Annotated in this window: 14 protein-coding genes; 7 read left to right on the top strand and 7 right to left on the bottom strand. The window is 65.7% G+C overall.

Going from position 1 to position 13,581, the window contains the following annotated elements; genetic code table 11:
- Positions 1–2 precede the first annotated feature (2 nt).
- From H7J73_RS21470 to H7J73_RS21460, 3 genes are all read left to right on the top strand, one after another.
- Positions 3–1,100: an iron-siderophore ABC transporter substrate-binding protein gene (locus H7J73_RS21470; RefSeq protein ID WP_264069693.1), complete on the top strand. Its 1,098-nt coding sequence runs from the start codon at positions 3–5 to the stop codon at positions 1,098–1,100.
- A gap of 9 nt (positions 1,101–1,109) precedes the next feature.
- Complete coding sequence (locus tag H7J73_RS21465) at positions 1,110–1,385, top strand: YciI family protein (RefSeq protein ID WP_264069692.1); 276 nt, start codon at positions 1,110–1,112, stop codon at positions 1,383–1,385.
- A 149-nt stretch (positions 1,386–1,534) separates the two neighbouring features.
- Positions 1,535–2,584: an NAD(P)-dependent alcohol dehydrogenase gene (locus H7J73_RS21460; protein ID WP_264069691.1), complete on the top strand. Its 1,050-nt coding sequence runs from the start codon at positions 1,535–1,537 to the stop codon at positions 2,582–2,584.
- Positions 2,585–2,667: 83 nt separating this feature from the next.
- Here H7J73_RS21460 and H7J73_RS21455 read toward each other — a convergent pair whose 3' ends face one another.
- Positions 2,668–2,997 (bottom strand): DUF3349 domain-containing protein, encoded by a 330-nt coding sequence (locus H7J73_RS21455; RefSeq protein ID WP_264069690.1) that lies wholly within the window; start codon positions 2,995–2,997, stop codon positions 2,668–2,670.
- A gap of 190 nt (positions 2,998–3,187) precedes the next feature.
- Between H7J73_RS21455 and H7J73_RS21450 the strand changes: the two genes are divergently transcribed.
- A complete protein-coding gene (locus H7J73_RS21450; RefSeq protein ID WP_264069688.1) occupies positions 3,188–4,777 on the top strand; it encodes an APC family permease in 1,590 nt (529 codons plus the stop codon).
- A gap of 78 nt (positions 4,778–4,855) precedes the next feature.
- On the opposite strand, the gene nrdF is transcribed toward H7J73_RS21450, so the two are convergent.
- From nrdF to H7J73_RS21435, 3 genes are all read right to left on the bottom strand, one after another.
- Complete coding sequence (gene nrdF, locus H7J73_RS21445) at positions 4,856–5,818, bottom strand: class 1b ribonucleoside-diphosphate reductase subunit beta (RefSeq protein WP_276031598.1); 963 nt, start codon at positions 5,816–5,818, stop codon at positions 4,856–4,858.
- A 122-nt stretch (positions 5,819–5,940) separates the two neighbouring features.
- The gene (locus H7J73_RS21440) at positions 5,941–7,440 is read right to left on the bottom strand and encodes a flavin-containing monooxygenase (protein WP_264069686.1); all 1,500 of its coding nucleotides are present in this window, start codon (positions 7,438–7,440) and stop codon (positions 5,941–5,943) included.
- A gap of 42 nt (positions 7,441–7,482) precedes the next feature.
- Positions 7,483–8,163 carry a TetR/AcrR family transcriptional regulator gene (locus tag H7J73_RS21435; RefSeq protein ID WP_264069685.1) on the bottom strand — a complete coding sequence of 227 codons (681 nt, stop codon included), beginning with the start codon at positions 8,161–8,163 and terminating at the stop codon, positions 7,483–7,485.
- A 105-nt stretch (positions 8,164–8,268) separates the two neighbouring features.
- Between H7J73_RS21435 and H7J73_RS21430 the strand changes: the two genes are divergently transcribed.
- Positions 8,269–9,825: an MFS transporter gene (locus tag H7J73_RS21430; protein WP_264069684.1), complete on the top strand. Its 1,557-nt coding sequence runs from the start codon at positions 8,269–8,271 to the stop codon at positions 9,823–9,825.
- Positions 9,826–9,831: 6 nt separating this feature from the next.
- Here H7J73_RS21430 and H7J73_RS21425 read toward each other — a convergent pair whose 3' ends face one another.
- Complete coding sequence (locus H7J73_RS21425; protein WP_264069682.1) at positions 9,832–10,557, bottom strand: TetR/AcrR family transcriptional regulator; 726 nt, start codon at positions 10,555–10,557, stop codon at positions 9,832–9,834.
- 218 nt (positions 10,558–10,775) lie between these two features.
- On the opposite strand from H7J73_RS21425, the gene H7J73_RS21420 reads away from it, so the two are divergent.
- Positions 10,776–11,957, top strand: coding sequence for an NAD(P)/FAD-dependent oxidoreductase (locus tag H7J73_RS21420; protein WP_264069681.1), 1,182 nt, complete (start codon positions 10,776–10,778; stop codon positions 11,955–11,957).
- Between the two features lie 32 nt (positions 11,958–11,989).
- Here H7J73_RS21420 and H7J73_RS21415 read toward each other — a convergent pair whose 3' ends face one another.
- Positions 11,990–12,703 carry a LysR family substrate-binding domain-containing protein gene (locus H7J73_RS21415; RefSeq protein ID WP_264069680.1) on the bottom strand — a complete coding sequence of 238 codons (714 nt, stop codon included), beginning with the start codon at positions 12,701–12,703 and terminating at the stop codon, positions 11,990–11,992.
- Between the two features lie 28 nt (positions 12,704–12,731).
- Between H7J73_RS21415 and H7J73_RS21410 the strand changes: the two genes are divergently transcribed.
- A complete protein-coding gene (locus tag H7J73_RS21410; protein WP_264069679.1) occupies positions 12,732–13,118 on the top strand; it encodes a DUF5997 family protein in 387 nt (128 codons plus the stop codon).
- Between the two features lie 20 nt (positions 13,119–13,138).
- On the opposite strand, the gene H7J73_RS21405 is transcribed toward H7J73_RS21410, so the two are convergent.
- Positions 13,139–13,579, bottom strand: coding sequence for a GNAT family N-acetyltransferase (locus tag H7J73_RS21405; RefSeq protein WP_264069678.1), 441 nt, complete (start codon positions 13,577–13,579; stop codon positions 13,139–13,141).
- Positions 13,580–13,581: the final 2 nt, after the last annotated feature.

The following is a 13,581-nucleotide window of genomic DNA, read 5'->3' as shown; positions in this document are numbered from 1 at the left end:
CCGTGCTGTTAGGACGGGTACGACCAGGCGTTCTCGCCGCTGCGGCGGCCTCCCTGAACTTGGCGGTCATCTCGGTCGCGATCATGGCGTGCACCAGTTGTTCGAAGCCGGCCGGCGAAACACCCGTGGCTTCTGGGAGCAGTGTGATCACCAGCACCACGAAGATCGCCGGCGCCGGAGTGCTGGGCAATGACCGCAGACCTGACGAGTCCTGCGCCCCCGAACCGGCCGCAGTCGATCCCGGCGGACCGACCCGACCGGTCGGCAGCGGGACGTCACGCGGCGATATCGAGGTTCCGGCCGACCCGCAGCGCATCGTCGTCCTCTCCGGCGATCAACTCGACGCGCTGTGCGCACTGGGACTGCAGTCCCGGATCGTCGCCGCGGCCCTGCCGGACGGATCCGAGAGCCAGCCGTCCTATCTGGGAACGGTGATCCACAACCTGGCGCCCGTCGGGACCCGAAGTACACCGGATACCGCGGGGATTGCGGCCGCCCACCCCGATCTGATCCTCGGCTCCCAGGCGTTGGCCCCGCAGGATTACGGCCAGTTCCTGGCGATCGCGCCGACCGTCTTCACCGGGGCTCCCGGCGCGCACTGGCAGGACACCCTGCGTGCCGTCGGCGCTGCGACGGGCCGGGCAGCCGCGGCCGACGGGCTGATCGCCGATTTCGACGACCAGGCCAAGCAGTCCGGCGTCGCCGACGATGCGGCCCACTTCCAGGCCTCGGTGGTGCAACTGACCGCCGACACCGTGCGCGTCTACGGTGCCGATAACTTCCCGGCCAGCGTGCTGACCGCCGTCGGTGCCGATCGTCCCGCCTCGCAAAGGTTCACCGACAAGCCGTTTGTCGAGCTGTCGGATACCGCAGACCTCTCGGCCGCCGACGGCGACATCATCTACCTGTCGTTCGACTCCCCCGCCGCCAAAGAACACGCGGCGACCCTGATGGACAGCGACGCGTGGCGTGCTTTGTCGGCGACGAAGGACAACCGCGTGTTCGTCGTCAACAACGAGATCTGGCAGACAGGTCAGGGCCTGGTGGCGGCACGCGGCGTGATGGCCGATCTGCGCTGGCTCAACGCGCCGATCAACTAGTCTCGCGCCGTGTTCCACATTCTGACGATCACCTACCAGCAGCCCGCCGATGTGATCGCCGAGATGCGGCCCGCCCATATGGAGTGGTTGCAGGCCGAGATCGAGGCCGGCCGGCTAATCCTGACCGGCCGCCTGGAGTCGCAGCAGGGTGGGGTGCTCATCACAGGGGACATCAGCACCGAGGCAGCCGAGGAACTGATGGCCGCGGACCCGTATTCGCAGGCCGGCCTGGTGCATTACGAGCGCGTCGGCTTCACCGGAGGGGGCCGCGCCCGCGGTCTGTAACCGAGACTTCACGCACGTTTGGAACTAAAACGGCGCGGGCACCCGTTGGGACTGCTCGGGAGGCGCATCGACGCGCCGCACACAGTTAACGTCGCTACGACTTTTAGCTGACGCATACGCACACCGAAACAAAGAGGGCACGCAACTACATGACGACCACCGTTTCCGCCTACGCAGCCACCTCGGCCGATGCACCACTGACCAAGACCACGATCGAGCGCCGCGACGTCGGCCCGCACGATGTGGCATTTGACATCAAGTTCGCCGGCATCTGTCACTCCGACATCCACACCGTCAAGGGCGAATGGGGAGTTCCCGACTATCCCGTCGTTGCAGGCCATGAGATCGCCGGCGTCGTGACCGAGGTCGGCTCCGAGGTCACCAAGTACAAAGTCGGGGACCATGTCGGCGTCGGCTGCTTCGTCGATTCCTGCCGCGAGTGCGATAACTGCAAGGCCGGCCTGCAGCAGTACTGCACGGGCGAGGGCGGCATGGTGGGCACCTATAACGCCACCGGCAAGGACGGCACGCCCACCTACGGCGGCTACAGCCAGGCCATCGTTGTCGACGAGAACTACGTATTGCGGATCCCGGAGAGCATTCCGCTGGACAAGGCCGCTCCCCTGCTGTGCGCGGGGATCACCCTGTTCTCCCCGCTGAATCACTGGGGTGCGGGCCCCGGCAAGAAGGTCGCCATCGTCGGCCTCGGCGGCCTTGGCCACATGGGCGTCAAGATCGCACACGCGATGGGTGCTTCGGTGACCGTGCTCAGCCAGTCGCTCAAGAAGATGGAAGACGGCCTGCGCCTGGGCGCTGACGAGTACTACGCCACCAGCGACCCGGATACCTTCACCAAACTGGCCGGCACGTTCGACCTGATCATCAACACGGTGTCGGCGAACCTGAATCTGGCGGCCTACCTCAACCTGCTCGCCACCGACGGCACGCTCGTGGAAGTCGGCGCACCCGAGAAGCCGATGGAAGTTCCGTTCTTCCCGCTGGGCGTCTACCGTCGCAGCCTGGCCGGCTCGATGATCGGCGGCATCCCGGAAACCCAGGAGATGCTCGACTTCTGCGCCAAGCATGACGTCACACCCGAGATCGAGGTTATCGACGCGTCCTATGTCAACGAGGCTTACGAGCGCGTGCTCTCCAGCGACGTGCGGTACCGGTTCGTCATCGACGCCGCCACCATCTAGACATCTCAGTTAGACCTCTGCGCAACGCACAGCGGCGGCCGTCCCAGTCGGACAGCCGCCGCTGGCGTTTCCGAGAAGTGTGGTCAGGCGGTCGGATCGGCGATGCCGGCCAGCGGCCAACCCGCGGCGGCGAGCTTGGCCGCGACCCGGTTCGTGTTCTCCGGCCCGGCGTCATGATGGGTCACCTGGGAGATGAATTCCTCGATCTCGTCCTTGGTGATCTCGCCGTCGGCCACTGCGAGCGAGTCCGGTGCGGTGATGTTCCGGACGATCTCCTTGATCTGGTCCTCGGTCAGCGGGGTCGCCCGCAGCAGCGCCAGCAGCGGAACCCGGTCCTCGCCGGGGACACCCTCGGGGTAGCCGGCTCGTAGCCAGTTCAGCACGCGTCCCAGGAGCGAAGAAGTCGTCGTCACGCCGCCAAGTCTCCGCACTTCGCGGCGCGGGCGCCACTGGCTGTCGCACAGTTCTCCGGCCATTCACCGGTGGTTCACCGCCACCAAACAGCGCTTTCGAGTTGTCGACCCCCGCCAACAGTGCGACGCTCACACGAGAACCGCAGCGCCGCGGGTACTTCAGCTGCCCATCTGATAGAGGAGGCCCGCGGTGCCCACTGAATCCGCAGCCGAAACCGATACGCCTACCGGCCCATCCGGGCTGAAAAAGGGGTCGATCGGAATCGTCGCCGTCATATTCATGGCGGTGGCCAACGCCGCACCGATCACAGCGATGACGGGCAACGTGCCCATCGCGGTCGGGTTCGGCAACGGTCTCGGCGCCCCCGCCGGGTTCCTTTTCGCCACGATCATCCTGACCCTGTTCGCGCTGGGCTATGTCGCGATGGCCAGGCACATCACCACCACCGGGGCCTTCTACGGATTCATCTCGCATGGCCTGGGCCAGGTCTGGGGAATGGCCAGCGGCGTGCTGGCCACCTTCGCCTACGTCGTCTTCGAAGGATCCTTGATCGGCGGCTGCGCGTACTTCGCCAATGACGCCCTCAACACGATCTTCAAGGTGAACATCCCCTGGCTGGTGATCGCCATCGTCGCGATCGTGGCCATCGCGCTGCTGTGCTACTTCGACATCAGCCTGACGGCGGCCATCCTCGGTGTCACCCTGACCGCAGAAGTGCTCATCCTCTTCGCGCTGGCGTTCACCGTGATCTTCAAAGGCGGCGGCCCCGACGGGTTCATGCTGAATCAGACTGTGCTGCTGAACAATGCGTTCGAGAGTCTGCCGGCGGGAGCGTTCGGCACGGCGGCCGCGGCCGGCTCGATGGCCATCGGCCTGTTCTTCGCCTTCTGGTCGTGGGTGGGTTTCGAGACCACCGCGGTCTACGGCGAGGAATCCCGCAACCCGAAGAAGATCATCCCGCGGGCCACCATCATCGCGGTGGTCGGTCTGGGCCTCTTCTACACCTTCATCTCGGCGATGGTCATCGCAGGCAACGGCGCGAAAACCTCGGTGGAGGCGTCGATCAGCGCCTCTCCGCTGGACCTCTTCTTCAACCTCGTGCAGAGCAACCTGGGCGGCGTACTCCTGGATATCTACAAGGCCCTATTGGTGATCGGTTCCTTCGCCTGCGCCCTGGCATTCCACAACGCCGCGTCGCGCTATCTGTTCGCCCTGGGTCGCGAGATCCCGTCGGACAAGGTGAAGAACACCATCGGCAACACTCATCCCAAGCACGGTTCGCCCTACATCGCCTCGACGATCCAGAGCGTGATCACGCTGCTGATCGTGCTGGCGTTCGCGTTCTTCACCGCGGTGCAGGTGCCTGATGCCAACGGCACACCCGTCGACACCCCGGCACTGGTGCCGTACGTCAACATCTACGGCCTGCTGGCCCTGATCGGCACTGCCGCCATCCTGCTCGTCCAGGCCATCTGCTCGGCCGCGGTGATCTGGTACTTCTGGGTGCGAAAGACGCACCGCGGCAACGTGATCACCACACTGATCTGCCCGCTGATCGGCGGAGTGGCGATGATCTACGTGGTGTGGCTGCTGTGGGACAACCGGGAGTTCGCGGCCGGGCTGGCCGCGAAGTCGGACGTCTTCAAGGTGGCGCCGTACATGATCCTGGCGGCGTTCGTGATCGGGCTCGGCTATGCCTTATGGCTGCGTTCGGCCAAGCCGGCGGTCTACGCCGAGATCGGGCGCACCGTCATGGAAGACACCCACGAACGGGTCTGAGGGCTCTTGCCAAGACGACCGAACGGGCGCGAAATACCTTGGTATTTGCGCCCGTTCGTCGTCTTCGGCAGCAGAGCTCTAGAACTCCCAGTCCTCGTCTTCGGTGTTGACGGCCTTGCCGATGACGTAGCTCGAACCGGAGCCCGAGAAGAAGTCATGGTTCTCGTCGGCGTTCGGTGACAGCGCCGACAGGATCGCCGGGTTGACGTCGGTCTCCTCTTTCGGGAAGAGCGCCTCATAGCCGAGGTTCATCAGCGCCTTGTTGGCGTTGTAGCGCAGGAACTTTTTGACGTCCTCGGTCAGGCCGACCTCGTCGTAGAGGTCCTGGGTGTACTCCGCCTCGTTCTCGTAGAGCTCGTAGAGAAGGTCATAGGTGTAGTCCTTGAGCTCGGCCTGGCGAACTTCATCCGCCAGCGCCAGCCCCTTCTGGAACTTGTAGCCGATGTAGTAGCCGTGGACGGCTTCGTCGCGGATGATCAGCCGGATCATGTCGGCGGTGTTGGTCAGCTTGGCCCGGCTGCTCCAGTACATCGGCAGATAGAAGCCGGAGTAGAACAGGAAGCTCTCCAGCAGCGTCGAGGCCACCTTGCGCTTGAGCGGATCGTCGCCCTTGTAGAAGTTCATCACGATCTCGGCTTTGCGCTGTAGGTTGACGTTCTCCTCCGACCAGCGGAAGGCCTCGTCGATCTCGACCGTCGAGCACAACGTCGAGAAGATGTTGCTGTAGCTCTTGGCGTGCACCGACTCCATGAACGCGATGTTGGTGTAGACGGCTTCCTCGTGCGGCGTCAGAGCATCGGGGATGAGGCTTACGGCACCGACGGTGCCCTGGATGGTGTCCAGCAGCGTCAGTCCGGTGAACACCCGCATGGTGAGCTGCTTCTCGTGGGCGGTCAGCGTGCCCCACGACGGGATGTCGTTGGACACCGGGACCTTCTCCGGTAACCAGAAATTGCCGGTCAGCCGGTCCCACACCTCGGCGTCTTTATCGTCCTGCAGGCGGTTCCAGTTGATGGCCGATACGCGGTCGATCAGCTTCATTCCATCGGACACCGGGAACCCCTTTAACTGTGCGAAATGTGATTGTCGAGCTAGTGTCCGCAACACTACAACTGGGGGGCGACGAGACGCCGCAACACAACACGTTGTGTCGCCCGAGTTTGTCAGCCGGCGTTCGCACCCGAGCCGAGAAGCTGGTATTCGGTGACATCCAGCGACCGGGTGGCCAGCCAGTACTGCCACGTCATCCCGCTCCACAGGGTGCGGTTCACCCCGTGCTCGTCGAGGTACCAGCTCTGGCAGCCACCGGTACTCCACACCGTGCCGCCGAGCTGCTCCTGCAGTTCGGCGTTGTAGCGGTCCTGCGCGGCCCGGGTCGGGCTCAGTGCCTGCACGCCCGCGCGGTCCACGGCGGCGATCGCCTGGGCGATGTAGCGGATCTGCGATTCGATCATGAAGACCACCGAGTTGTGACCGAGCGCCGTGTTCGGGCCCAGCAAGAAGAACAGGTTCGGCACGCCCGCGACGGCAATCCCCCGCAGCGCCGCGATGCCTTCGCGGTTCCACCGGTCGACGAGGTCCTCGCCGTCGGGCCCCTTGATGTCGACGTATGTGTAGGAATCGGTGACGTGGAACCCGGTGGCGAAGACCACCACGTCGACGGGACGCTCAACTCCATCGGCGGTGACGATCCCGTCAGCGGTGAACCGCTCGATCCGATCGGTGATCACCTCGGTCTTGGGGTTGGCGATCCCACGGTAGTACTTGTCGGAGTTCAGGATTCGCTTGCAACCGGCCCGATAGTCGGGGGTGAGCTTGCGGCGCAGTTCGGGATCCTTGATGCTGCGCCGGATGTTCCACTTGCCCAGCCATTCGCCGATGGTCAGCAGTCGGGGTTGGCGGGTCATCGCGAAGCCGACGCTCTCGTGGATCCAGTAGATCCCCGCGCGCATCAGCGCGCGGGTTCCGGGCACCCGGGTGAAGATCTGCCGCAGCCGTTCCGGGATGGGGTTGTTCGGCCGCGGCATAACCCACGCCGGGGTGCGCTGATAAAGCTGCAGCTGCGCGACATCGCGCACGATCTCGGGCACGATCTGGATCGCGCTGGCCCCGGTTCCGATCACCGCGACGCGCTTGCCCGCGATGTCGACCGTCGGGTCCCACTGCGCGGAATGGAATGCCACACCGGCAAATTCGCCCGCACCGGGGATTTCCGGGATCAGCGGTATATGCAATCCCCCCGCGCCGGAGACCAGGAACTGCGCCACGAATTCGCGACCGTCTTTGGTGAACACATGCCAGCGCATCTCCTCGGCATCCCAGTGCGCGCGATCCACATGCGAGCCGAATCGGATGTGGGGCCGCAGCCGGTATTTGTCGGTCACGCCCTTGAGATAGTCGAAGATCTCCGGCTGGAACGACCACATGTGCCGCCAGTCCGGCTTGGGCTCGAACGAGAACGAGTACATATGCGACGGGATATCGCAGGCGCACCCGGGATAGATGTTGTCGCGCCAGGTTCCGCCGATCTCGTCGGCCTTCTCCAGGATGACGAAATCTTCAGCGCCGAAGCCCTGCTTCTGCAGCGCAATCGCCATGCCGAGGCCGGAGAAACCAGAGCCGATGATCAGCGCGCGGGTGTGCACCGGCTGCGTGTCAGTCATGGCGCCAACGGTACCTGGGAACGCGGGTACCGGGTAATGGGTTCAGGCCGGCAGGTTGGCTATCGAACGACGCAGCCGGTCCTCCGGCGGCGCAGGAGGTAGCGGACCGCTCGACGGCGCCGTACTGCAGGCGTCGACAATCAGTGCCGCGAACCGGCGCCACGCCTCGGGTGCCGAGCCCGCCGTCGCGCCCACCACACCTGCGTTGGCCAGCAGCATCACCCCGACGTCGGCGACTGCCAGGTCCGGACGCAGGCTGCCTTCGCGCTGTCCGCGCGCGATCAGTTCCCGGAGTTTCTCGGCGGATTCCGCAACGGTGCGTTCAATGACGCTGCTGGCCGGAAACGCGGTGGTGAGCAGTTCCCGCAGACCGGCGTCGGCGGCCTGCAGGCGGCACAGCTCGATGACCAGCTCACCAAACCCGTTACCGGCCTGCGGATCCGCAACGGCACGGTCGACGGCGTCGGTATAGCGGGAGATGTTGCGCTCGAAGATGGCGGCGGCAAGGTCGGCGCGGGCCGGAAACCGCCGGTAGAGCGTGGCCACCCCGACTCCAGCCTGCCGGGCGACCTCTTCCAGCGGGACGGAGATGCCGCGGTCGGCGAACAGGGTGGCGGCCGCGTCGAGGATCCGGTCCCGGTTGAGCGCGGCGTCAGCGCGCAGTTTCGGGGACCCCGAAGGTGGTGCCGGTCGCTTCTGCCGCGCCGCTGCGCGTGAAATCACACGTCCAGCCTAGTCGCACAAGTGGAGGGTGTCATCCAGTTAGGCGTAACGTCGCTCGCAGTAAGTGGTGGGACTCCTCCACTTAGTCGAAACGGAGCACATCTGATGTCAGTGGAAACCCTCAACCTCGACCGCGGTCACACCAACCGCGGCATCCGCGGCAATCCCTGGTGGACGCTGGCCGCCGTGTCGATCGGCGTCATCATGGTCGGCCTGGACGCCTCGGTGGTGGCGATCGCCAACCCGCATATCGCCGTCGATCTGCACGCCTCGCTTGCGGATCTGCAGTGGATAACCGATTCCTACATGCTCGCGCTGGCCGCGCTGTTGATCTTCGGCGGCAAGCTCGGCGATCGCTTCGGGCGTCGCAACGTCTTCTTCATCGGCGTCATCGGCTTTGCCGTGGCATCGATCGGCATCGGCCTCGTCGGCAGCGTCGCGGGCGTCATCGCGCTGCGCGCGGTCCAGGGCGTGTTCGGCGCGTTGCTGATGCCCAGCACCCTGGCGATCATCCGCAACACCTTCCCCGCCGAGAAGCTCAATACCGCTGTCGGCATCTGGGGCGCCGCGACGGGTGCATCGATCGCGGCAGGCCCGATCGTCGGCGGCCTGCTGGTCGAGCACGTCAACTGGGAGTCGGTGTTCTACATCAACGCCCCGATCGGCGTCGCCGCACTGGTCATCGGTGCGCTGGCCATCGTCGAGAGCCGCAGCCACCAGGGCCACGGTCTGGACGTCCCCGGAATCGCCGCACTCTCAGGCGGGCTGTTCCTCGTCGTCTTCGGCCTGATCAAGGCCCAGAACTGGGGCTGGCTGGCCGCATCCACCCTCGGCATCATCCTGGCCGGGCTGGTGCTGCTTGCGGTGTTCGTCCTGATCGAGCTGCGCACCGCCTCCCCGGTGCTGCCCATGCACCTGTTCGCGAACCGCTCGCTGTCGATCGGTACCGCGGTCGTCGTGATCAACTTCTTCGCGCTGTTCGGCACGTTGTTCTTTATGACGCTGTTCCTGCAGAACATCCAAGGCATGAGCCCGGTCGAGGCCGGCGTCCGGACACTGCCGCTCAGCGCGGCGCTGATGGTGATGGCACCGCTGTCCGGCGTGCTGACCCAGAAGTTCGGGCCGCGCCCGGCGATGGTCGGCGGTCTGGCGGCCGTCGCGGTCGCGCTGGTTCTGCTCTCGAATCTGACGGCCGCTTCCGGCTACAACGCCCTCTGGCCGGCATTCATGCTGCTGGGTGCGGGCATCGGCCTGGTGCTGACGGCCAGCTCGGACGCGATCATCGGTAACGCCAGCGTCGACGACGCCGGTGTGGCCGGCGGCCTGCAGAGCACTGCTGTACAGCTCGGCGGGGTGCTCGGGACCACGATCCTGGGCTCGGTGCTCTCCAGCCGGGTGGGTTCGGTTCTCACCGGGGAACTGACCACCGCCGGTGTGCCGACACCGGTGGTCAGCCAGCTGACCGCCGCCAAGGAACTCGTCGCCCAGGGTGCGACACCGCCGGTTCCCGGCGCGCCGGCGGCGCTGACGCACGCCATCGTGACCGGCAGCCAGAATGCGTTCATGGCCGGACTGCACACCTCGGTGATCGTCGCCGCAGCGGCGGCAGGCGTCGGCGCGGTCCTGGCCCTGTTCGTCAAGGGCGGCCAGACCGAAAGCTGAGCCCAGCTAGCCGACGGAGTGCTCCCGCGGCACCGCCTTGTGAATGGGGAGCTCGGGATCGATCTTGATCCCGAGCAAGGCGGTGGTTCCGTTGATGACACCGAGCATGATCGTGCTCAGGTGGGCAATGAAATCTTCGCGGGGCATCCGGCGGGGGGTGTCTGGCCGCGATCCCAACCACCAATCCGTCGCCGAAGCCGCCGTTCCGAAGGTGGCAAAGGCAGCCAATTCGATTGCCGCGCGGTCCAATTCCATTTCCCGCAGTTCGTTGTTGAACATCTCGGCCATCGCCAGGGTGATCTCGCGACTCTCGTTGACCGCCCTGACCGTGGAGTCCGACTGTTCGGGGAACCGACCCTGGATGACGAACCGCAACACGTTGGGGTGGGCGTCCACCAGATAGACGTACTGCTCGACACTGCGCTGGATGACGTCCTTGGCGGAGTCGGTGGCGAGGTTGATCACCGGGAAGATCTCGGCCCACAGCATGTCGCGCAACCGTTCACCGATGGCACCGAACAGATCGGACTTGTCGGTGAAATGACGATAGATCTTCGGCTTGGCGGTACCGGCCTCCTCGGCGATCTCGCGCAAACTAAGGTCCGGCCCCAGTCGATCGATGGCCCGAAACGCCGCGTCGACGATCTCAGCGCGAACCTTCTTGCGGTGCTCGCGCCACCGTTCACTGCGGGCGTCGACCTTGACCCCGACTTCCCCGCTGGGTCGTATCACCCGTGGCCCTCTCCGCACGGTCAGCACTGTACCCGCCCAGCAGCCCCTGACCTGCGAAGACCGCGCTCAACGCCGGAATCATCCGCGATGTCGTGCTGGTCACATTTCTGTCACTTCGCGCCAATACCCTTGACCGGTAACTCAATTGGGGTGCCGAGGCAGAATTTGTCGCAGGCGTAACAAGACTCGTAGCGGCCCCGTCGGTACCATGAACGCTTGTGACCCAGCGATTTGACCTCGCCATCGTCGGCGGGGGACCAGCCGGAGCGGCTGCGGCGTGGCAAGCGGCCCAGACCGGTGCACGTGTCGTGGTGCTGGACAAGGCCGAGTTTCCCCGCGACAAACCCTGCGGGGACGGACTGACCGCACGCGCCGTCAGTTACCTGCAGAAAATGGGCCTCGGCGAAGAACTTAACAAGTTCCATCGCGTCGACGGCGTCAAGGTCTTCAGCCCCAGCGAGTGGGATCTCAGTTTCCCGACCCGCCCGGGAATGCCCGATCACGGCTACGTCGCGCGACGACCCGAACTCGACACCATTCTGCTTCGGCACGCAGGGTCAGCGGGTGCCGAGATCCGCGAAGGCGCCGAAGTCATCGGCCCGGTGCAGGACACCCGCGGCCGAGTCACCGGGGTCACCCTCAAAGGTGGCGAGACGGTATCCGCCGACGCGGTGATCGCCGCCGACGGCGCCTACTCCCCCATCAAGCGGGCAATGAAGATGGACTCGGAGTACAACGGCTACTCGGCGATCGCGATCCGCGCGGAGATGCCGGCCAATCGGCCCGACTCCAACATGCTGGAGATCTACCTCAAACTGGCGTTCGAAGGCGACCAGTTGCCCGGCTACGGCTGGGTCTTCCCCTTCGGCGGCGGCCAGATCAACATCGGCTTGGGCTACGTGAACAGCTACAAGAAGTGGCAGCAGATCAACGCCACCCAGTTCATGGGCCAGTTCATGGAGACGCTGCCCCGGGAATGGGATCTCCCCAAGATCGACGACCTGAAGAAGGCCAAGGGCGTGCGGGCGTGGCGGCTGCCGATGGGCTTCACCGCCTGGCCGCCGTGGCGTCCGGGCGTGCTGTTCACCGGCGACTCCCTCGGTGCCGGCAAGCCGGCCAGCGGCGCCGGCATCTCCAAGGCGCTGGAGTCCGGCCTCGCGGCGGGTGAATGCGCCATGGCTGCGCTCCAGAACGGTGGACCGGACGACTTCACCAACTACGCGCAGCGGATGGAAGCGGCGTGGGGCCGGGAGTACAAGCGCGGCCGCTACTTCCACAAGCTCCTCGGTCAGCCGAAGCTCGCGAATGCCGGCATCAAGCTGATCGACAATGCCCGCTTCCGCGATGTGGTGCTGAAGTCGATGTACAAGAAGGCGCAGGGCCCGCAGCACAAGTTCTGAGCGCCGTCGCCGAGCGTGGGGCCACCTGTCCGTTAACGTCCACCGCGCCCGGCCCGGCCCGGCCTGCGGGCGACCTTGCCCGAAGCGGCGCGGGCCGCCTGTTTGGCGAGGGTCTTCTCCCGTGCGGTGCGTTTCGGTGCCGACTGGGCCTGCCCGCGCGACGAACCGGGTTTGCGGCCGCGCACAATGCCGATGAACTCCTCGACCAGTTCCGGCTGCCGCCCCGCGGGGACGGCGAGTGCCACGGGGCACGTGGGCGCGTCGGCGATCGGGCGGTATGTCAGGTCCCTACGGTGATACAGCCGCGCCAATGACTGCGGAACGATGAGCGCGCCGAGCCCCGCAGCGACGAGTTCTGTTGCATCCTTGGTGGTTTCGGGTCGGTGATCGACTTGAACACCCGGGCAGGGCACCCAGCCCACGACATCGTCGAGTGGGGTCAGAATCGGTTGTTCGTCGAGGTCCGCGACGGTCACCTCGTCGGCGGCGCTGAGCAGGTGGTCCGTGGGCACCACGACCACCGTCGTCTCCTGATAGAGGGTGATGACGGCCAGCCCAGGTGTGTCGGCCGGCGGCCGGAGCAGCGCCACGTCGATGGTGCCGGTCCGCAACGCGTCGGCGGCGACGGCCGCGGCGACGGCATGTAACCGCAGTGGAACCTCGGGATGACGTTCCGCCCAGGTCCGGGCCCACTTCGCGGGCGTTACACCGGGGACGTACCCGACGGTGAGGCGGAGCGGAGTCACCGCCTCAGGCTACCGATAAGCTCAAGCCATGAGCAGGCCAGACGCGCAGTCCATGAAACCCGCCACGGCGGCGAAGAAGCTGGACGTGTACCTGCCCGCGACACCCCCGGAGTTCCAGGAAAACGCGATCACCCGCGCCGAGCTCGCTGCCCTGCAGGCCGACCCGCCGCAGTGGCTCAAGGACCTCCGCAAGGACGGGCCGCACCCGAAGAACCTGGTGGCAGCCAAGCTGGGCGTGTCGATCGGCGGCCTCGCGCGCGGCGGCGTCACCGAAGCGTTGACCACCGAGCAGATCAATGCGTTGCTCGAGGACAAGCCGGAATGGCTCGCCACCGAACGCGAGAGCTACCAGAGCGTGCTACGCGAGGAGCGCCGTCTGAAGGCCGTGCAGGCGGATCGGGCTCGCGAGAGCTAGCCTGGAACCGCGGACGTCGGCTACCGCGCGATACGTCGCATCATCCAGACGGAATCCTCGGCCTCGAATCCGTGCCGTGTGTAGAAACGGCGAGCGCCATTGTTCGGACGCTCGGTCTCCAAAAAAATGACCGCAGCGCCGAAGGCGCTTGCTTCCCGGACAGCGTGCTCGAGCAGCTCGCCACCGAGTCCACCCCCACGCGTCCGGACGTAGACCTCGTCGAGGATGCAGTCGAGGCCGCCTGACTCCAACGACCAGCTCCACGCAACGACTGCGTACCCGACCGCTGAACCCTCATCCTCGACGATCCACACCTGACCGTGTCGGTCGTCACGAAGCAGCGGTATCAGGCCCGACTCGACGCGTGCTGAGTCGTACTCGTGACCGTCGATTGCGTAGAACTCCCGAATCAGCGGAGTTAGCCGTTCGCGGTCGTCAACCTCCGCACGGCGGATTGTCACGG

Origin of the sequence: Mycolicibacterium komossense, from assembly GCF_025822605.1 — a bacterium.
Classification (GTDB): Bacteria; Actinomycetota; Actinomycetes; order Mycobacteriales; family Mycobacteriaceae; genus Mycobacterium; species Mycobacterium komossense.
The sequence above is the reverse complement of the archived record's forward strand: the minus strand, read 5'-3'. Positions and strand labels throughout refer to the sequence as shown.

Bases quoted from the DNA above. Each gene is read 5' to 3' on its own strand.
- nrdF (WP_276031598.1), bottom strand. From the start codon at position 5,818: ATGAAGCTGATCGACCGCGTATCGGCCATCAACTGGAACCGCCTGCAG.
- H7J73_RS21440 (WP_264069686.1), bottom strand. From the start codon at position 7,440: ATGACTGACACGCAGCCGGTGCACACCCGCGCGCTGATCATCGGCTCT.
- H7J73_RS21430 (WP_264069684.1), top strand. From the start codon at position 8,269: ATGTCAGTGGAAACCCTCAACCTCGACCGCGGTCACACCAACCGCGGC.
- H7J73_RS21460 (WP_264069691.1), top strand. From the start codon at position 1,535: ATGACGACCACCGTTTCCGCCTACGCAGCCACCTCGGCCGATGCACCA.
- H7J73_RS21410 (WP_264069679.1), top strand. From the start codon at position 12,732: ATGAGCAGGCCAGACGCGCAGTCCATGAAACCCGCCACGGCGGCGAAG.